Origin of the sequence: Oceanomicrobium pacificus, assembly GCF_009833495.1 — a bacterium.
GTDB classification, from domain to species: Bacteria; Pseudomonadota; Alphaproteobacteria; order Rhodobacterales; family Rhodobacteraceae; genus Oceanomicrobium; species Oceanomicrobium pacificus.
The window spans coordinates 542912-561022 of record NZ_WUWG01000003.1; the positions used below are offsets into that span (position 1 = coordinate 542912).

Below are 18111 nucleotides of genomic sequence, written 5' to 3' on the forward strand. Positions count from 1 at the left end.
CGGTTCGGAATTTCGCGTCAGCCTTCTGACGGGGCCGTGTCCGTCGCGGTCTCTGCTGCCGCGTCGCTCTCGGCCGCATCGGCTTTCTTGCGGGTGGTCCGCTTGCGCTTGGGCTTTTCCGCGGGCTCCGACTGGGCGTCGGTGGCCTCTGCCGGGTCCTCGACCTTTTTCTTGCGCGGCGCACGCTTGCGCTTGGGCTTTTCCTCAGCCGCGCCGTCCGTTTCTGCCGGTGCGTCTGTCGCGTCCGCGCTTTCAGTTGCTTCGACCGCCGTATCGTCAGTCTTCTTCTTGCGCGATGCGCGTTTGCGTTTCGGCTTTTCCTCGCTCACTTCTGCAGGTGCAGCAGCCTCCGACTCGGCGGTCTCGGTCGTCTCGGTTGCATCCGTTTCAGTTTCAGCCGCAACGGGTGCGTCAGCCTTCGGCTTGCGGGGCGCGCGCTTGCGCTTGGGCTTCTCGTCCTCGGCGGCGTCCGGGGCAGGGGTGTCGACCGTTTCGGTCTCCGCCTCAGCGTCACCTTCCTCGGCGCGGCGGCCCGGCCCGCGAATGTCGCGTGTCAGGAAGGCCGGCACATGCGAGCCGAGGCCGACTACAGCATCGTCGCGGTCACGGCGACCACGGCCGCGCCCGCCCGACTTGCCGCTGCGTCGATCATTGCTGTTGTTGTCGCGCACCGGAGCGTCCTTGCGCTCTGACGGTGCCTCGGGGGCCTTTTCCGCCACGGTCTGCGGCTTTTCCTCGGTCTGCGGAGCATCCGAGCGGGGTTCGCCCCGACCGCGGCCACCCCGGCGACCACGGCTGCGGCCACCCTCATCCTTGCCGTCGCGATCCGACGACCGGCGCCGTCCGCCGCGTGCGCCGAGCGCTTCGGCATCCTCGGCTCCGAGCGGCGAGGGGATGCGCGGGATTTCCTTCTTCACAAGTTCCTCGATCTTGGCGAGATACTTGTCGTCAGCGGGCACCGCGATCGTGATCGCGCGCCCGGTGCGGCCGGCGCGGCCCGTACGCCCGATCCGGTGGACATAATCCTCCGAATGGATGGGGACATCATAGTTGAACACATGGCTGACATTGGGAATGTCGAGGCCACGGGCAGCCACGTCCGACGCCACGAGCAGCTTCAATTCGCCGTCGCGGAACCCGTTCAGGATCTTCATGCGCAGGGACTGGTCGAGGTCGCCATGAATGGGGCCGGCATCAAACCCGTGCTTTTTCAGCGACTTGGCGACGATGTCCACATCACGCTTGCGGTTGCAGAAGATGATTCCGTTGGTCAGCGTCTCGTCCTCGGCCTTGATCAGGCGGCGCAGGACCTCGCGCTTCTCGGTGTCTGTCCGGTCGCGGCGGCTCGGCTTGTGTTCGCAGACCGCCTGGTCGATCGTCTCCGACGTGGTGGCCTGACGGGCCACCTCGACGCGCACCGGATTGTGCAGGAATTCCTCGGTGATGCGGGTGATCTCGGGCGCCATCGTGGCCGAGAAGAAGAGTGTCTGGCGGGTGAAGGGCGTCAGCTTGAAAATGCGCTCGATATCGGGGATGAACCCCATGTCGAGCATCCGGTCGGCCTCGTCCACCACCATGATCTGGACGCCGGTGAGCATCAGCTTGCCGCGCTCGAAATGGTCGAGCAGGCGGCCGGGCGTGGCGATCAGGACATCGACACCGCGGTCGATCTTCTTGTCCTGGTCGGCAAAGGAGACGCCGCCGATCAGAAGCGCCATGCTGAGCTTCATGTTCTTGGCGTAGATTTCGAAATTTTCCGCCACCTGGGCGGCCAGTTCGCGCGTCGGGCAGAGCACCAGCGACCGCGGCATCCGCGCCCGTGCGCGGCCCTTGGCGAGCATGGTGATCATCGGCAACGTGAAGCTGGCCGTCTTGCCGGTGCCGGTCTGGGCGATGCCCAGCACGTCACGCGCGGCCAGCGCATGTGGAATGGCCTGGGCCTGGATGGGCGTGGGGCTTTCGTATCCGGCTTCGGACACGGCCTGCAGGACCCGCGGGTCCAGCTCGAGATCAGAGAATTTTGTCATTCGGTTCCGTCTGCAGCGGCTGATGGGTGACCGCTGGTTCAGCGCGGCCTGAGGCACCCGGATTGGCGCGTCATTTCATTGATGCGTTCCCTAGCCGAAAGCGACGCAAACGTCAATCAACTGCGCCGGTGGCACTGGGTCGCGGGCCTGTGGGGGTGACAAAGTAGCGGCACTCGCCTAGGTTCCCCGCGACTTTTTCCGAGGATCATGCCGATGAGCGAGACCGAAGAGCTTCCCCGCGCGCTGCGCGGTCTGGCCGAACTGACCGTCACCGCCTGCCACCACTGGACGGACCGGACCTTTTCCTTCACCTGCGAACGCCCGCAGGGGTTCCGCTTCCGCTCCGGCGAATTTGCCATGATCGGCCTGCGCGACGGCGACAAGCCGCTTCTGCGCGCCTATTCCATTGCCTCGCCAAACTGGGCGGAGGAACTGGAGTTCTATTCGATCAAGGTCCCTGACGGGCCGCTGACCTCGCGGCTTCAGCACCTGAAGGTGGGCGACAGTATCTACATGCGCCCGAAACCCGTCGGCACGCTTGTCCATGACGCGCTTCTGCCGGGCAAACGGCTGATCCTCTTCTCCACCGGAACGGGGATTGCACCCTTTGCGAGCACGATCCGTGACCCGGAAACCTATGAGAAATTCGACGAGGTGATCCTGACCCAGACCTGCCGCGAACTGCATGAGCTTGATTTCGGGCACCATCTGGTCGCCCAGATCCGCGAAGACGAGCTTCTGTCCGAACTGGTGGGCGACAAATTGCGGTTCATCGCCACGACGACGCGGGAAGAGAGCCCGCAGATGGGCCGGATGACCGACTGGCTGCGTGACGGGCGGTTTGCCGAAGCCACGGGCGCCGCACTCGATGCGGAAACCGACCGTGTGATGATTTGCGGGTCCATGGCGATGCTGCAGGACCACAAGGCGATCTGCGAAGCCGCCGGCATGGTCGAGGGTTCGAACAGCGAGCCGGGCGCCTTCGTGATCGAAAAGGCCTTCGTGGACTGATCGGCTCAAAACAGGGCGCACATGAAAAGGGGCCGCATCTGCGACCCCTTTCTTGTCAGACCAGCATTTCCTTGGTGGCCGAAAGCTTGATGTCGGGATAGTCGCGCTCGACCCGGTCAATGTCCCATTGCAGGCGGGTCATGTAGACCGGTGCACCATCGCTGTCGGCGGCCATGTGACCCTTGTTCGACGCGGCGAACGCATCGACCTTGTCTTTCGGGCCGGTGACCCAGCGCGCGGAGGTGAACTGGGTCGGCTCGAACCGCACCGGTAGCCCGTATTCCAGCTCGATCCGGCTCGCCAGCACTTCGAATTGCAGCGCGCCGACGACGCCCACGATCCAGCCCGCACCGATCATCGGCTTGAAGAGCTTGGCCGCGCCTTCCTCGGCAAATTGCGTCAGCGCTTTGTCGAGATGCTTGGCCTTCATCGGGTCGCCCGCGCGCACGCTTTGCAGAAGTTCCGGCGCGAAGGAGGGGATGCCGGTGAACCGCAGGTCCTCGCCCTCGGTCAGCGCGTCACCGATGCGCAGCTGCCCGTGGTTCGGGATACCGATAATGTCGCCGGCCCAGGCTTCCTCGGCCAGTTCGCGGTCGGAGGCAAGGAAGAGAACCGGGTTCGATACGGCCATCGGCTTGCCGGAACGCACATGTTTCAGCTTCATCCCGCGTTTGAAATGCCCCGCACAAAGCCGCAGGAAGGCGACGCGGTCCCGATGCTTCGGATCCATGTTCGCCTGAACTTTGAACACAAAGCCGGAAACCTTTGTTTCATCGGGTGAAATCTGTCTGGAGACAGCGGGGCGGGGCTGCGGTTCCGGTCCGAATGAGCCGATCCCGTCCATCAGTTCCTGCACGCCGAAACTGTTGATCGCGGAGCCGAACCAGATCGGCGTCAGTGTGCCGTCAAGGAAGGCCTGGCGGTCGAAGGCGGGCAGGAGTTCGCGAGCCATCTCCACCTCTTCACGCAATTTGTCGAGCAGCGGACCCGGTACGTGCTTTTCCAGTTCCGGATCGTCGAGCCCGGAGATGGAGATGCTGTCGGCTTTCACGTTGCGGTCGGCGCGGCTCATCAGTTCCAGCCGGTCGTTGAGCAGGTCGTAACAGCCGAGAAACTCGCGCCCGACGCCGATCGGCCAGCTGGCCGGGCAGACGTCGATGGCGAGGTTTTCTTGAATCTCGTCGATAATCTCGAACGTGTCGCGGCTTTCGCGGTCCATCTTGTTACAGAAGGTCAGGATGGGCAGGTCGCGCAGGCGGCAGACCTCGAACAGCTTGCGGGTCTGGCTTTCCACGCCCTTGGCCCCGTCAATCACCATGATCGCGGCGTCGACAGCGGTGAGAGTGCGGTATGTATCTTCGGAAAAGTCGCTATGGCCCGGCGTATCCACCAGATTGAACCAATAGTCGCGGAACTCGAAGCTCATCGCCGAGGCAGAGACCGAGATGCCGCGATCCTGTTCCATCTTCATGAAGTCGGAGCGGGTGCGGCGGGCCTCGCCTTTGGCGCGCACCTGTCCGGCCATCTGGATCGCGCCACCGTAGAGCAGGAACTTCTCGGTCAGCGTGGTCTTGCCCGCATCGGGATGCGAGATGATGGCAAAGGTGCGGCGCCGCGCGATTTCCGGCGGCAGGGCAGGTGCATTATGGTCTCGGTCAAGCATGGCAGGTTCTATAGGGGCTTGCCGGAGGCTTGAAAACACCAAATGATCGGGTCCGCGCCGCGCGGGCCGCTGCCTGTGCGCAGGATCGGGGGAATGGCATGGTCCGCTTTGTCTGGGCAGGAATGCTGATGCTGCTGACCGGCTGTTTCGAAGCCGAGCTGGCACATCATGTCAACGAAGACCGGTCTCTGACCCGGCGCACGGCATTGGCAATCGACAGCCGCTTCTACGATCTGGTCGACTGGACGGGGCAGGCGGCTGCGCTCTGCCCGTCCGATGCGCGGGTGGAGGAGAACGACCGTGTCATCTGCCGCACAGAAGCCGTTCTGCCCCTGTCTGCCCTGCCGTCGCGGCCCGGCCTCACCGACGAGGGGCTTGCCGTGTCCGCGCGCGAAATGGCCGGCGGGCTGGTCCGGATCTCGATCCCCGTCGGTGCGATCCGCGCCCGGATGGCCGAGCAGGTGGAGGAACAGGTTTCGGGCGCCGCGCCGAAGGGCCTGACGATGGCGCTCATGCAGGGCAGCATGGCCGACCGTACGATCCAGTTCACCATTTCCGGTGCCAAGGTGCAGGCGAGCACGGGCACGATCCTGCCCGGCGCGGGCGTTGCGGAATATCATCTGCCGATGGCCGCCCTGTTCGACCCGACGGTCGAGGTGCCCGAGACATTCAGCGCCGATGTGAAGCCGAAAGTCTGCGCCAATTCCTTCATCTGCGACTAGCAAACGGGCTTGCACCCGCGCCGCCCGGCGCTAGGGTCTTGCCCGACAGCTGGCGCGGCGATGACCCTTTGGCGCGCGGGTATGACAGAACAGGGAACAGGGAGTTCGGACGATGGATCTGGGAATCAAGGGCAAGACGGCGATTGTCTGCGCGGCCTCCAAGGGGCTCGGGCGCGGCTGTGCGGAGGCGCTGGCCGAGGCGGGCGTGAACCTTGTCATCAATGCGCGCACCGAAGGGCCGCTCGAAGAGGCCGCTTCTGCTATCCGCGACCGCCATGGTGTCGAGGTGACCGCCGTAGCCTGCGATATCACGACCGAGGAAGGACGGGCCAAGGTGCTCGCGGCCTGCGACGCGCCGGACATCCTTGTAAACAATGCCGGCGGTCCGCCGCCGGGGCTCTGGTCCGACTGGGAGCGGGACGATTTCATCAAGGCGCTCGACGCCAACATGCTGACGCCGATCATGCTGATGAAAGCCGTGATGCCCGGCATGATGGAGCGCGGCTGGGGCCGGATCGTCAACGTGACGTCCCAATCGGTGAAAGCGCCGATCCCCGTGCTTGGCCTGTCCAACTCGGCCCGCGCCGGTCTGACAGGCTATGTGGCCGGCACCTCGCGTCAGGTCGCGCCGCAGGGTGTGGTCATCAACAACCTTCTGCCCGGCATCCATGATACGGACCGCGCGCTCAGCCTCGACACGGCCGCCGCGGCGCAGCAGAAAGTGTCGCTTGATGACGCCCGCAAGGCGCGCGAGGCGACCATTCCCGCCCGGCGCTATGGCACGACGGCAGAATTCGGCGCCACATGTGCTTTCCTCTGCTCGCAATATGCGGGTTTCATTGTCGGTCAGAACATCCTGCTCGATGGCGGTGCGACCAACGCAACCCTCTGACGCGGTGCGGTTTTCACGCATGACCGGTGGCTGCGGATCACGCGATCCGTGGCCGCCGTCACGTTTGCGTGGGCGACCGGACTGCACCGTTGCGCTTCCGAGCCATGGCGCTAGGCATGGGGGCGACTGACCACTGACCGGACCCCCGACATGATCGACTTTTCCTCGCCGCTTCTGCTCAGCCTGTCGCTGGGACTGATCCTTCTCGCCTCCTTCGCGCTGTCGCCGCGCCGCGTCGGGGATGGCGGTTTTTACAGGGGCACGGATACAGGCGGGCAGGCCCCCGGCCTCTGGACGCTCGTGTTCAGTCAGGTCACGACGTGGATCTTCGCCCGCTCGCTGATGAATGCCGCAATCCTCGGCTATTTCTATGGGGTGGCTGGCACGCTGGCCTACACGGCCTATTACGGCAGCTTTCTGACCGGAATGGTGATCGTCGACCGGATCCGTGCCGGAGGCGGCGGGTCGGTACAGGACTGGCTGGTGGCGCGGTTCGGGCGCGCCGGCACGGCGTGTTACAACCTCGTCATCGCGCTGCGGCTCATGTCGGAGCTTTTCGCCAACTTGCTTGTCGTAGGCACCATCTTTCAGGCCGCCTATGGCGGGTCGGTGCTGGCCGGGCAGGTGGCGATCGTGCTCGTGGCGCTGGTCGGGCTCGGCTATGCGATGCTGGGCGGGCTGCGCGCGGCGCTGCGCACGGACGTGTTCCAGATGGTTTTCTTCCTGTTGGTCTTTGCCGTCGCCCTTGTCGCGCTCCTGACCTCCGACGGGTTCAGCCTTGGCGCGGCTCTCACGGCGCCCGGCGTGTCCGGCCCGCAGCCGGGCTGGATTCTGCTCGGCGTCGCGCTTCTGCAGGTCATCTCCTACCCGGCGCATGACCCGGTGATGATGGATCGCGGCTTTCTGGCCGACCGCAGCGTCACCCGCCGGAGCTTCCTGCTGGCTTTCCTCATCTCGTCTCTCTGCATTTTTGCCTTCGGCCTCTTCGGCATCGAAGCGGGCCTGCGTGCAGTCGAGGGCGACACGATGCAAACCGTCTGGGCGCGCATGTTCGGGCCGGGGATCCTCTTCTGCCTCAATCTCTCGCTTCTCGTCTCGGCGCTGTCCACGCTCGATTCGGCACTGGCTTCGGCGGCGCGGCTGAGCACTGTGGAACTGGGGTTGGGCGCGCCCGTGGCCCGTTCGGGGCGAATCGCGATGGCGCTCTTCATGCTCGGCGGGCTTTTGTTCCTGCTGGCCGGAACGGATGATCTGTTCGCGGCCGTGGCCGTGTCCGGAACGGCGTCGATGTTCCTTGTGCCGGTTCTGGCCGTCGGGCTTCTGGCAGGGCGCGCGATCCCGCTCTGGTCCTTCCTTCTGGCATTTGCCGCGGCGATGGCTGGTGCGGTCGCCTATTTCTTCCAGGCGAGCGATCTGGTGCAGGCGCTCTTCGGCTCCGGCCATAAATATGAGCGGCTCCTGTGGATCTGCCTCAGCGTGTTGATCGTCGGTTTTGCCGCCGTGTTTGCGGGCGCGGCGACGCGGCGCAGGGTTGCCGAACCGATCGGGCATTGATATTGGCGGGCAATTCCGATTGTTTCCATCGGGTAAGCAAGGAAAGCGCGCGCCCCGTGCCCACCCAGACCGTGTCGAGCCAGAAACCGCAGCCCAGCCTCGAGCTGGACCATGTCAGCCGCGTCTATGACGGCCGGCCGGTGGTGCGCGACCTGTCGCTGCGGCTGGAGCCGGGACAGGTGACCTGTCTGCTCGGCCCGTCGGGCTGCGGCAAGTCCACGACGCTGCGCATGGCGGCCGGCGTCGAGCGGCAGGATAGCGGCCGGGTCCTTTCGGAAGGGCGTGTCCTGTCCGACGATGCGATCCACCTCCCGCCCGAGCGGCGCGAGATCGGCCTGATGTTCCAGGATTTCGCGCTCTTTCCGCATCTGACCGTTGCCGACAATATCGGTTTCGGCCTGCGTGCCCTGTCGGGGCGCGAACGGGCGCGGCGGATCGGCGACCTGCTCGACCGGATCGGGTTGCCGGGCTTTGCCGACAGTTTCCCGCACCAGCTTTCAGGCGGCGAACAGCAGCGGGTGGCGCTCGCACGCGCGCTGGCACCGCAACCGCGCATCCTGCTGATGGACGAGCCGTTCTCGGGCCTCGACAACCGCCTGCGCGACGAGATCCGGGACGAAACTCTCTCGCTCCTGAAGGAAGAGGGGACGACGGTCCTCCTTGTGACCCACGAGCCGGACGAGGCGATGCGCATGGCCGACCAGATCTGCCTGATGCGGCAGGGCCGGATCGTGCAGTCGGGCGCGCCCTACAATGTCTACAACACGCCGGTGGACCGGGACGCGGCGGCCTTCTTCTCCGATATCAATGTGGTGCGCGGCGTCAGCCGCAACGCGATCACCGAGACACCTTTCGGCCAGTTCCTCACACCGGGATTCGGGGAAGAGGAAAATGTCGAGATCATCATCCGTCCGCAGCATCTGAAACTTGACTTCGACCGGTCCGGCAGCGGCCCGAACCCGACGCCGCAGGATGGCGCCCCGGCGCGCGGACTGGTGGAACGAGCGCGTTTCATGGGCCATGAAAGTCTGGTCGAAATGCGCATGGAATATGACGGATCAATGCTAAAGGCGACGATTCCGGGCGTTTTCCTGCCGCAGGCGGGCACGCCGCTCTGGATGTCGCTGCGCCGTGACCGTTGCTTCGTTTTCCCCGCCGGCACCCGCCGCGGCGCCACCGCACCGCAGAAATAGTGTACTGCGACGCGATTGCATTTGATCCTGCCTGCACGAATCCATAGATATATGGCTCAGAATGAAATGCGGATCGGCTGTTCCGGTTCGCGCTGACTGGGAGCGAATGAATGCTGAACAATATCGGTTTGCCGGGGATCCTGCTGATCGCGATCGTCGTGCTCGTCCTGTTCGGACGGGGCAAGATTTCGTCGCTGATGGGCGAGGTGGGCAAAGGCATCACCAGCTTCAAACGCGGCGTCGCGGAGGGCAAGGACGAGATCGAGTCCGCCGAAAAGGCCGCCGACGAGCCCGTGGATATCACGCCCGAGAAAGACAAGGCCTGAGTCCGGGCTGACCGGACGGGTCGGAGCAAAGCCGGATGTTTGATATTGGCTGGATGGAGTTGATCCTGATCGGCGTGGTTGCGCTGATCGTGGTCGGACCGAAGGATTTGCCGGGCATGTTCCGCACGGTGGGTCAGTTTGTCGGCAAGGCCCGCTCCATGGCGCGGGATTTCCAACGCGCGATGGAGGAAGCGGCCGACGATAGCGGTCTGAAGGAGGCGACGCGCGGGCTCGACGCGATCAACGAGCTCAACAAGCCGCTGTCGCCGAAATCCATGGCCACCGACTATGCCAAGAGTTTCGTGACGGCCGACACGGCGCCCGGCGGCACAGGTGCTGCCAAGCCGGGCACGGATGCGTCCAATCCGGCCGAGGCCGGCGCGGCCGACATTCCGGTGCCCGAACCGAAACCGGCCGTCCCGCCAAAGAAGAAAGCCGCTGCCGCGAAACCTGCGACCAAGGCGAAAGCGCCGGCCAAGCCGAAGGCTGCAACCAAGCCGAAAGCGGCGACGAAGCCGAAAATCGCCGCGAAATCAGGCGCTAAGGCCAAACCGGCGCCGAAAGCGAAAGCCGGCGCGGCGACCAAAGCCAAGACATCCGGGGACAAGGGCTGATGAGCGACGAGATCGACGACAGCAGCGCGCCGCTCATCGAACATCTGGCGGAGCTTCGGACCCGCCTGATCCATTCCGCGGTCGCTTTCATCATCGCCATGGTGCTTTGCTTCACCGTCGCGGGGCGCATTTTCGACTTTCTTGCCCAGCCGATTCTGGAACTGCTGCGTGCGAACGGCCAGTCGGAAGACCTGATCTATACCGGGTTGCAGCAAGGCTTCATGGTCCATATCCGCATCTCGCTGTTCGGCGGGTTCGTGCTGGCCTTCCCCTACATCGCCTATCAACTCTGGCGGTTCGTGGCACCGGGCCTCTACCGGCAGGAAAAGAATGCGTTCCTGCCGTTCCTGATCGCCTCTCCGGTGCTGTTCACGCTCGGCGCTGCGTTTGCCTTTTATATCGTATTGCCATTGGCTTACGATTTCTTCCTCGGATTCCAGCAGAACTCTGACGGGGCCGACCTGATCGACGCTGTGGGGATCACCTATCTCGGTACGATCAACGAATATCTCGGCCTGACGATGAAGTTCATCCTCGCGTTCGGCCTGTGTTTCCAACTGCCCGTCCTGCTGACGCTGATGGGCAAGGCGGGGCTCGTCTCGGCCGAGGGGCTCGGCAATATGCGCAAATATGCGGTGGTCGCGATCCTCGTGCTGGCCGCCATCGTCACCCCGCCCGATGTGATCACCCAGATCATCCTCTTCGTTGTGGTCTATGCGCTCTATGAACTGTCGATCCAGCTGGTCCGGATGGTCGAGCGCAAACGCGAGGCCGAACTGCGGGCGCAGGGCCTGTACGATGAGGATGAGGAAGAGGCGGACGCGCCGGATGTGGCCGCGGACGGATCCAAATAAGCATGGACCACGCCGCTCTGACCCGCATCGCCGAGGCGCTGGAGCGCCTGTCGCCGCCGCCGATGGGCACGCCCGACCTGACCGGCGCCGATGCCTTTGTCTGGCATGCGTCGCCTGACCGGCTGACGCCGGTGCCGCAGGTGAACCGCGTGGCGCTGGACCTGCTCGTCGGCATCGACCGGTCCCGCGATACGCTTCTGGCCAACACGCGCCAGTTCGCGCAAGGGCAGGCTGCCAACAATGTGCTCCTGTGGGGCGCACGCGGGATGGGGAAATCCTCGCTCGTGAAAGCCGCCCATGCCGCCGCGCTGGCAGATGCGCCGGGACGGTTGAAGCTTGTCGAAATCCAGCGCGAGGACCTGCCGAGCCTCGGTCGCCTCATGGCGGTCCTGCGATCGGCGGATGCGCGGTTCATCCTCTTTTGCGACGACCTCTCCTTCGACCATGATGACAGCCATTACAAGTCGCTGAAGGCGCTGCTTGACGGCGGGATCGAGGGCCGGCCCGACAATGTGATCTTCTATGCCACCTCGAACCGCCGCCACCTGATGCCGCGCGACATGATCGAGAACGAGCGCAGTTCGGCCATCACCCCGTCCGAGGCGACCGAAGAAAAGGTCTCGCTTTCGGACCGGTTCGGTCTCTGGCTCGGGTTCCATCCCTGCAATCAGGACGAGTATCTCGCCATGATCCGCGGCTATTGCGAGCGGGTGGGGATCGAGATCGACGAGGATACGCTCTGGGCGGAAGCGATCGAATGGCAGCAGACGCGCGGCGCGCGTTCGGGGCGTGTGGCCTGGCAGTATGTGACCGATCTGGCGGGACGTCGTGGCGTGCAACTCGATGTTAGCTGATTACGGCAAACATCTGACCTGAAACGAAAACGGCCCGCCTTCCGGCGGGCCGTTCGTTTTTCCGGGATCCGGACGCGTCAGCGGAAATAGGGCGCCGGGTCGACCGCTTCCGTGCCGCGGCGCACCTCGAAATGCAGCCGCGGCTTGTCGCTCGCGGCCACTGTCGCGATCTGCTGGCCCCGGGCGACCTTGGTGCCCTTGGACACGCTCACATTGTCGACGCGCCCGTAGACCGTCAGGATATTGTCCTTGTGCCGGATCAGCACAATGGTCCCGAGACCCGAGAGCGACGGAGAAATGAGCGCGACCTCGCCGGCCTCTGCGGCCTTCACCGGTTCGCCCGCCTTGGCGCCGAATTCCACGCCCTCGGACTTGGCCGTATAGCCCTCGACCACATTTCCGCTGACCGGTTTGGCGAATTTCGACGAACTGGCCGCCTGCTGGGTCGGGGCGGGTGTGGGTTTCGGCTCCGGCTTGGGCTTGGCGCTTTCCGGCACCGGCACATCGGCGGGCAGGGGTGCGGTTGCACTCGGCGGCGGGGGCAGGGGCGTGCCGCCGCCGGACCCGGGCTGGGTCACGGTGGCCGGCGCGGCGGCGGCGGTGGTCCGCGTGCCGGATTCGGGCACCGGGATCAGGAGTTCCCGGCCCGGCCGCACGGCAAGATCGGGGCCGAGCCCGTTCCAGGAGGCCAGAGCGGTGACCGACACATTGTAAAGCCGCGCGATGCTGTAGGCGGTTTCCCCCGGCTCGACGCGGTGACGGATCGGCTCGATCGCGCCCTCGGGGCCGGAGCCGTTGTTGAACGGGTTCGTCCCCGGCGCGGCCGACGCGCTGTCGATGGCCGCCGTGGCGATCTCGGGCGACCAGGCGGTGCTTGTGCCGGCCACCGTGCCGCCCACATTGCGCGGCAGCACCAGAAGCTCGCCCGCAAGCGGGCTGTAGGTTTCGGGCAATCCGTTGTGGCGGGCCAGTTCGGTCGGGCTGAGGCCCACACGCTGCGCCATGCTGGAGACCGTGTCACCGGACCGGGCCACCATGACCTGATAGGTCGGATAGGTGATGACGCCGCGGCTGTCGGCCGGCGGCCGTTCGGCCGAAGCGGGCGCGGAAGTGCCGCCATACTGGCGCCCGCCCAGCGTGATTCCCTCGTCGGTACATGCGCTCAAAGTCAACAGGGCCGCGGTGGCGATCAGGCCCACGCGGCTGGTCACGATCTCAGTGAAGGTCATGTTGCGCCTCTGTTACTGCTCTGCCCCTGTTGCCGGGGCTTGGTGTCAAACGTCCTCGGCCAGTCCCTCGACAAGCGGCACGAACCGGACGTCTCCTAGGTCTTTATACTCCAAACCGGACTCGGTTTTCACCACTTTAATCAATTGCTGCACGGTATCCGACTGTCCGACCGGCAGAACCATGATCCCGCCGACCCGCAATTGCGCCAGCAGATTGGCTGGCGGATCCTCCGCCGCGGCTGTCAGGATGATGCGGTCGAACGGTGCCTGTTCGGGCAGGCCGCGCGATCCGTCCCGCGCGATCACGGTCACATTGACGAGGCCGAGCCGCTCCAGAAGTTTCGTCGCGGACCGCGCCAGCGGCTTGTGGCGCTCGAGCGAATAGACGCGCCGTGCGAGCGGCGACAGGATCGCGGCCTGATAGCCCGATCCGGTCCCGACCTCGAGCACCTTGCAACGTTTGGTCACATCGAGCGCCTGGGTCATCAGACCGACCACCGAAGGCTGGCTGATGGTCTGACCGCAGGCGATCGGCAGGGGGGTATTTTCGTAGGCGCGGGCGCGGAACAGTCCTTCGAGGAACTGTTCGCGCGGCGTGCGTTCCAACGCGTTCAGCACGGCCGTATCGGTCACGCCGCAGCGGCGCAGTTCGAAGACGAATTGCATGCGCTGTTCGTCCAGCGCCGGATCATCGGAATGCGGGTCGGCCATCATCACGAAGACTAGCCGATCGCGTCCGCAACCGCATCCATCAAATCATGGGCGGTCAGATCGGCGCGCAGCGGTGTGATCGAAATCTCTCCGTCGAGATTGGCGCCCACATCGGTGCCGGGGCCGGGATGGTCGTCCTGCCGCGATCCGGTGACCCAGAGGTAGCGCCGGCCGTTTGGCGCGAGGAACCCGTCCATGCCGAAGCCCGCGGCCGGCCGCTTGCCCTGCCGGGTGGCGCTGGTGCCGGTGACATCGGCGGCGCCTACAGGCGGGAAGTTGACGTTGTAGAACGTGTGATAGGGGTCCGAAGGCCAGATGCCGGCCTTCCAGATCCGTGCGACCGTGTCCGCGCCATACACGCGCGCGGCCTCGAACGGGTCATCGAGGGCCGCCGTGCCGGGGCCCATGAACTGCGACAGGGCGATCGAGGGCACACCGTGCAGCGCCCCTTCCATGGCGCCGCCGATCGTGCCCGAATAAAGCACATTCTCGCCGGCATTGTTGCCCCGGTTCACACCCGACAGGATCAGGTCGGGTCGCGCATCCTCCATCACGTCATGGAGCGCGGCGAGCACGCAATCGGCGGGCGATCCGTCGATGGTGAAGCGCCGGTCGGACAGTTTCTGCAACTGCACCGGCTTGGTGTAGGAGATGCAATGCGCGACGCCCGATTGCTCAAACGCCGGCGCGACCGTCCAGATATCAGCGTCCGGACCGCCAAATTTGCGGGCGATCTCCTCGGCCACGGTCAGGCCGGGTGCCGAGATGCCGTCATCATTGGTGATCAGAATGCGCATCTGCCGAACCCCTTCTGCCGTCCTTGCCTGCCTTCCGACTGTTTAGGCAGGCACGGGCAGCAGGTCCAGAGCCAATGGCCGGTCCTGCTGCCGCAAGGGATCACTCGGCGAGGGTGCCGTCGGCCGTGATGCGGCGCTTGCCGCCCAGATAGGGGTGCAGAACCTCGGGCAGGTCCACGCTGCCATCGGCCTGCTGGCCGTTCTCGAGCACCGCGATCAGGCAGCGCCCGACGGCAAGGCCCGATCCGTTCAGCGTATGGACGAATTCCGGTTTCGCCTCCGCTTCGGGGCGGAAGCGGGCATTCATCCGCCGCGCCTGGAAATCCCCGCAATAGGAGCAGGAGGAAATCTCCCGATAGGTGTTCTGTCCGGGCAGCCAGACCTCGATATCGTGGGTCCGTCGTGCACCGAAACCCATGTCGCCGGTGCACAGCGCCACGGTGCGGTAGGGCAGGCCGAGCTTTTCGAGAATACCCTCGGCGCAGCGCGTCATGCGCTCCAGTTCCGCAAGCCCTGCATCGGGGCGGGTGACCGACACCATCTCTACCTTTTCGAACTGGTGCTGGCGCAGCATGCCGGACGTGTCACGCCCCGCACTGCCGGCCTCGGAGCGGAAACACTGGCTGTGGGCGACATAGCGGCGCGGCAGATAGTCATTGTCGATGATATGGCCGGCCACGAGGTTGGTGAGCGACACTTCGGATGTCGGGATCAGCCACCAGCCATTGGTGGTCTGGTAGCTGTCCTCGGCAAATTTCGGCAACTGGCCGGTGCCGAGCATGGCCTCCTCGCGCACGAGAACGGGTGTCCAGACCTCGGTCAGACCGTTCTCTTCGACATGCGTGTCGATCATGAATTGCGCGAGCGCTCGGTGCAGGCGCACGACCGCGCCCGAGAGCACGACAAAACGCGAGCCCGACAGTTTGGCCGCCGCCTCGAAATCCATCCCGTCCTGCGTGGCGGGCAATTGGTAATGTTCCTGCGGTGCAAAATTGAAGCTGCGCGGCTCGCCCCAGCGGCGGATTTCGACATTGTCCTCTTCGTCGGCCCCGTCCGGCACATCGTCGAGCGGCAGGTTCGGGATTGTCATCAGAAGATCGGTGAGCTTCTGGTCCTCGGCCTTGGCTTCTTCCTCCAGCCGCGCGATCTCGGCCTTCTTCTCGGTCACGAGCGCCCGCAGCCGTTCAAATTCGGCCTCGTCGCCGCGGGCTTTGGCCGCGCCCACCTGCTTGGAGGCCGCATTGCGGTCTGCCAGTGCCTGTTCCGCCGCCGTGATCCGGGACCGGCGGGACGCGTCGATTTCGAGGATGCGGGACGCGACCGGCGCCTCTCCCCGGCGCGCAAGCGCGGCGTCGAACCCATCGGGATTGTCTCGGATCAGTCGGATATCATGCATGGCTTACCCCATTTGCGTGAAAGCGCCGTGCTTATGCCAAAGCCGCGCGCATGTGGAAAGCCGTTTGTTGCGATGCCACCGCCCGTGTGCCGGGCGTGACAGTTGTGCCGCGCGTGCGGCCCCGCATCATTCGTCCGGTTCACCTTGCATTGGATATGCGCCGCCGCTAGTGTCCGCCGCGAAGAAAAACGGGTCGAAGACGGCCCTGAACCCAAGGATAACTGCATGTTTGTTTCCCCTGCCTATGCCCAGGCCGCCGGTGGCGGTGCCGCGGGTCTGACCAGCTTTGTTCCGATCATCCTGATCTTCGCGATCATGTATTTCCTGATGATCCGCCCGCAGCAGAAAAAGATGAAAGAACACAAGGCGATGATCTCCGCGCTGCGCCGCGGCGACCAGATCGTCACCCAGGGCGGGATCATCGGCAAGGTGACCAAGGTCAAGGAAGATAACGAGATCGAAGTCGAGATTGCGCAGGGCATCAAGGTGCGGGTCGTGCAGTCCACGGTCGCGACCGTCCTGAACAAGACCGAAGTGTCCGAGGGCTGACGCCCCCGCAACAGCCTTCGTTTCAACCACACCGGATTGCGAGCCCAATGCTGAACTTCCCATCCTGGAAAAAGGGTCTCATCGTCCTGATCTGCCTGTGCGGCGTGATCTTCGCGATGCCGAACCTTTTCTTCTCGCGTGTCGAACAGGCCAATGACGCCCGCGCGCTGGTCGAGACGGGGGCCACCCTGACCGACGAACAGGCCGCAGCGCTCGACGGATGGCCCGCCTGGGCGCCGTCCTCGCTCGTCAATCTCGGTCTCGACCTGCGGGGCGGGGCGCATCTGCTCGTCGAAGTGGATGTGGAAGGCGTCTATGCGGAGCGGGTCGAAGGCTACTGGCCGGAAGTGCGCGATGCGTTGGGAGCCATGCGCGACACGGTGGGCACCGTCCGCCGCGTCGAAGGCGCGCCGGGCGAGTTGCGGGTTCGGATCGGCAATGCCGAGGCCATGCCGCAGGCGCTCGCCGCCGTCGAGGACCTGTCGCGGCCGGTCGTGTCGTTGACGGGTGCAGGTGCGCGCGACTTCGACGTGACCGCCGACGGCGACGAACTGGTCCTGACCCTGTCGGAGGCCGAACAGATCGCCACCGACGACCGGACCATGCAGCAGAGTCTCGAGATCATCCGCCGCCGCGTGGACGAGGCCGGCACGCGTGAGCCGACGATCCAGCGTCAGGGGGCGGACCGTATCCTGGTGCAGGTGCCCGGCATCGGCTCGGCGGAAGAATTGCTGGCGCTCATCGGCCAAACGGCGAAACTCTCGTTCAACCCGGTCGTGCAGCGCACCTCCGACCCCGACACGCGCCCGGGCATCGGCAACCTGCTGCTGCCGAGCGTCGACGAGCCCGGCTCCTACTATGTGGTGGAGAAACGCGCAGTCGTGACCGGCGAGGAACTGGTCGACGCGCAGCCGAGCTTCGACCAGAACGGCGCGCCTGCGGTCAATTTCCGCTTCAACCCGTCGGGCGGGCGCAAGTTCGGCCAGTATACGGCGCAGAATATCGGGTCGCCCTTTGCCATCGTGCTCGACGAGGAGGTGATTTCCGCCCCCGTCATCCAGAGCCATATTCCCGGCGGCACCGGCATCATCACCGGCCAGTTCACGGTCGAGGATTCGACCCGTCTGGCGGTCCTGCTGCGTGCCGGTGCGCTGCCGGCCGAAATCCAGGTGCTTGAACAGCGCACCATCGGACCCGAGCTTGGCAAGGACAGTATCGAGGCCGGCAAGCTGGCGTCGATCATCGCTTTCGTTGCGGTGCTGATCTTCATGATCCTCGCCTACGGTCTGTTCGGCGTCTTCGCCAATGTGGCGCTTCTGCTGAACGTGGCGATGGTCTTCGCGCTCCTGTCCACCATCGGAGCCACGCTGACCCTGCCGGGGATCGCGGGCATCATCCTGACAATCGGGATGGCGGTGGATGCGAATGTGCTCGTCTTCGAGCGTATCCGCGAGGAACTGAAAGCCGGACGCGGTCCGGCGCGGGCGATCGAGCAGGGCTACGAAAAGGCCTTTTCCGCGATCATCGACGCGAATGTCACCACGCTGATTGCAGCGGTGATCCTGTTTGCTGTCGGCTCCGGTCCGGTGCGCGGCTTTGCCGTGACGCTCGGCTTCGGGATCGTCACCTCCGTCTTCACGGCGATCTGGGTCACACGCCTGATGATCGCCACATGGTTCGCGCGCCGGCGCCCCAAAACCCTGACCGTCTGAGGGAGCA

Annotated in this window: 17 protein-coding genes; 11 read left to right on the forward strand and 6 right to left on the reverse strand. The window is 65.0% G+C overall.

Going from position 1 to position 18111, the window contains the following annotated elements:
• Positions 1-17: 17 nt before the first annotated feature.
• A complete protein-coding gene (locus GSH16_RS09150; RefSeq protein ID WP_160854245.1) occupies positions 18-2027 on the reverse strand; it encodes a DEAD/DEAH box helicase in 2010 nt (669 codons plus the stop codon).
• A gap of 207 nt (positions 2028-2234) precedes the next feature.
• On the opposite strand from GSH16_RS09150, the gene GSH16_RS09155 reads away from it, so the two are divergent.
• On the forward strand, positions 2235-3038 hold the full coding sequence (locus tag GSH16_RS09155) for a ferredoxin--NADP reductase (protein ID WP_160854247.1): 804 nt from the start codon (positions 2235-2237) through the stop codon (positions 3036-3038).
• 55 nt (positions 3039-3093) lie between these two features.
• Here GSH16_RS09155 and GSH16_RS09160 read toward each other — a convergent pair whose 3' ends face one another.
• Positions 3094-4701: a peptide chain release factor 3 gene (locus GSH16_RS09160; RefSeq protein WP_160854249.1), complete on the reverse strand. Its 1608-nt coding sequence runs from the start codon at positions 4699-4701 to the stop codon at positions 3094-3096.
• A 98-nt stretch (positions 4702-4799) separates the two neighbouring features.
• On the opposite strand from GSH16_RS09160, the gene GSH16_RS09165 reads away from it, so the two are divergent.
• From GSH16_RS09165 to GSH16_RS09200, 8 genes are all read left to right on the forward strand, one after another.
• Positions 4800-5423 carry a hypothetical protein gene (locus GSH16_RS09165; RefSeq protein ID WP_160854251.1) on the forward strand — a complete coding sequence of 208 codons (624 nt, stop codon included), beginning with the start codon at positions 4800-4802 and terminating at the stop codon, positions 5421-5423.
• A gap of 112 nt (positions 5424-5535) precedes the next feature.
• Complete coding sequence (locus tag GSH16_RS09170; protein ID WP_160854253.1) at positions 5536-6315, forward strand: SDR family oxidoreductase; 780 nt, start codon at positions 5536-5538, stop codon at positions 6313-6315.
• Between the two features lie 150 nt (positions 6316-6465).
• Complete coding sequence (locus tag GSH16_RS09175) at positions 6466-7869, forward strand: SLC5/6 family protein (RefSeq protein ID WP_160854255.1); 1404 nt, start codon at positions 6466-6468, stop codon at positions 7867-7869.
• A gap of 56 nt (positions 7870-7925) precedes the next feature.
• Positions 7926-9062, forward strand: a complete 1137-nt coding sequence (locus GSH16_RS09180) for an ABC transporter ATP-binding protein (protein ID WP_160854257.1) — start codon at positions 7926-7928, stop codon at positions 9060-9062.
• Between the two features lie 110 nt (positions 9063-9172).
• A complete protein-coding gene (locus tag GSH16_RS09185) occupies positions 9173-9388 on the forward strand; it encodes a twin-arginine translocase TatA/TatE family subunit (RefSeq protein ID WP_160854259.1) in 216 nt (71 codons plus the stop codon).
• 35 nt (positions 9389-9423) lie between these two features.
• Positions 9424-10002 carry a Sec-independent protein translocase protein TatB gene (gene tatB, locus GSH16_RS09190; protein WP_160854261.1) on the forward strand — a complete coding sequence of 193 codons (579 nt, stop codon included), beginning with the start codon at positions 9424-9426 and terminating at the stop codon, positions 10000-10002.
• On the forward strand, positions 10002-10856 hold the full coding sequence (gene tatC, locus GSH16_RS09195; RefSeq protein WP_160854263.1) for a twin-arginine translocase subunit TatC: 855 nt from the start codon (positions 10002-10004) through the stop codon (positions 10854-10856). The genes tatB and tatC overlap by 1 nt, the downstream gene beginning before the upstream one ends.
• Positions 10857-10858: 2 nt before the next feature.
• A complete protein-coding gene (locus GSH16_RS09200; RefSeq protein ID WP_160854265.1) occupies positions 10859-11710 on the forward strand; it encodes an ATP-binding protein in 852 nt (283 codons plus the stop codon).
• A 77-nt stretch (positions 11711-11787) separates the two neighbouring features.
• Here GSH16_RS09200 and GSH16_RS09205 read toward each other — a convergent pair whose 3' ends face one another.
• The 4 genes from GSH16_RS09205 to serS all read right to left on the reverse strand — a co-directional run bounded on the left by GSH16_RS09205 (position 11788) and on the right by serS (position 15843).
• A complete protein-coding gene (locus GSH16_RS09205) occupies positions 11788-12939 on the reverse strand; it encodes a peptidoglycan DD-metalloendopeptidase family protein (protein ID WP_160854267.1) in 1152 nt (383 codons plus the stop codon).
• 45 nt (positions 12940-12984) lie between these two features.
• Complete coding sequence (locus GSH16_RS09210) at positions 12985-13653, reverse strand: protein-L-isoaspartate(D-aspartate) O-methyltransferase (RefSeq protein WP_160854269.1); 669 nt, start codon at positions 13651-13653, stop codon at positions 12985-12987.
• Between the two features lie 8 nt (positions 13654-13661).
• The gene (gene surE, locus GSH16_RS09215) at positions 13662-14447 is read right to left on the reverse strand and encodes a 5'/3'-nucleotidase SurE (RefSeq protein ID WP_160854270.1); all 786 of its coding nucleotides are present in this window, start codon (positions 14445-14447) and stop codon (positions 13662-13664) included.
• A gap of 100 nt (positions 14448-14547) precedes the next feature.
• Entirely contained in the window at positions 14548-15843 is a 1296-nt protein-coding gene (gene serS, locus GSH16_RS09220) for a serine--tRNA ligase (RefSeq protein ID WP_160854272.1), read from the reverse strand.
• 225 nt (positions 15844-16068) lie between these two features.
• Between serS and yajC the strand changes: the two genes are divergently transcribed.
• Positions 16069-16392: a preprotein translocase subunit YajC gene (yajC, locus tag GSH16_RS09225; protein WP_160854274.1), complete on the forward strand. Its 324-nt coding sequence runs from the start codon at positions 16069-16071 to the stop codon at positions 16390-16392.
• Positions 16393-16439: 47 nt separating this feature from the next.
• Entirely contained in the window at positions 16440-18104 is a 1665-nt protein-coding gene (gene secD / locus GSH16_RS09230; protein WP_160854276.1) for a protein translocase subunit SecD, read from the forward strand.
• Positions 18105-18111 lie beyond the last annotated feature (7 nt).

Coding starts and splice junctions, on each gene's coding strand:
- GSH16_RS09210 (WP_160854269.1), bottom strand. CDS start 13,653: ATGATGGCCGACCCGCATTCCGATGATCCGGCGCTGGACGAACAGCGC.
- GSH16_RS09205 (WP_160854267.1), bottom strand. CDS start 12,939: ATGACCTTCACTGAGATCGTGACCAGCCGCGTGGGCCTGATCGCCACC.
- secD (WP_160854276.1), top strand. CDS start 16,440: ATGCTGAACTTCCCATCCTGGAAAAAGGGTCTCATCGTCCTGATCTGC.
- GSH16_RS09155 (WP_160854247.1), top strand. CDS start 2,235: ATGCCGATGAGCGAGACCGAAGAGCTTCCCCGCGCGCTGCGCGGTCTG.
- GSH16_RS09150 (WP_160854245.1), bottom strand. CDS start 2,027: ATGACAAAATTCTCTGATCTCGAGCTGGACCCGCGGGTCCTGCAGGCC.
- GSH16_RS09160 (WP_160854249.1), bottom strand. CDS start 4,701: ATGCTTGACCGAGACCATAATGCACCTGCCCTGCCGCCGGAAATCGCG.
- GSH16_RS09165 (WP_160854251.1), top strand. CDS start 4,800: ATGGTCCGCTTTGTCTGGGCAGGAATGCTGATGCTGCTGACCGGCTGT.
- GSH16_RS09185 (WP_160854259.1), top strand. CDS start 9,173: ATGCTGAACAATATCGGTTTGCCGGGGATCCTGCTGATCGCGATCGTC.
- GSH16_RS09170 (WP_160854253.1), top strand. CDS start 5,536: ATGGATCTGGGAATCAAGGGCAAGACGGCGATTGTCTGCGCGGCCTCC.
- surE (WP_160854270.1), bottom strand. CDS start 14,447: ATGCGCATTCTGATCACCAATGATGACGGCATCTCGGCACCCGGCCTG.
- tatC (WP_160854263.1), top strand. CDS start 10,002: ATGAGCGACGAGATCGACGACAGCAGCGCGCCGCTCATCGAACATCTG.
- GSH16_RS09175 (WP_160854255.1), top strand. CDS start 6,466: ATGATCGACTTTTCCTCGCCGCTTCTGCTCAGCCTGTCGCTGGGACTG.
- serS (WP_160854272.1), bottom strand. CDS start 15,843: ATGCATGATATCCGACTGATCCGAGACAATCCCGATGGGTTCGACGCC.
- tatB (WP_160854261.1), top strand. CDS start 9,424: ATGTTTGATATTGGCTGGATGGAGTTGATCCTGATCGGCGTGGTTGCG.
- yajC (WP_160854274.1), top strand. CDS start 16,069: ATGTTTGTTTCCCCTGCCTATGCCCAGGCCGCCGGTGGCGGTGCCGCG.
- GSH16_RS09200 (WP_160854265.1), top strand. CDS start 10,859: ATGGACCACGCCGCTCTGACCCGCATCGCCGAGGCGCTGGAGCGCCTG.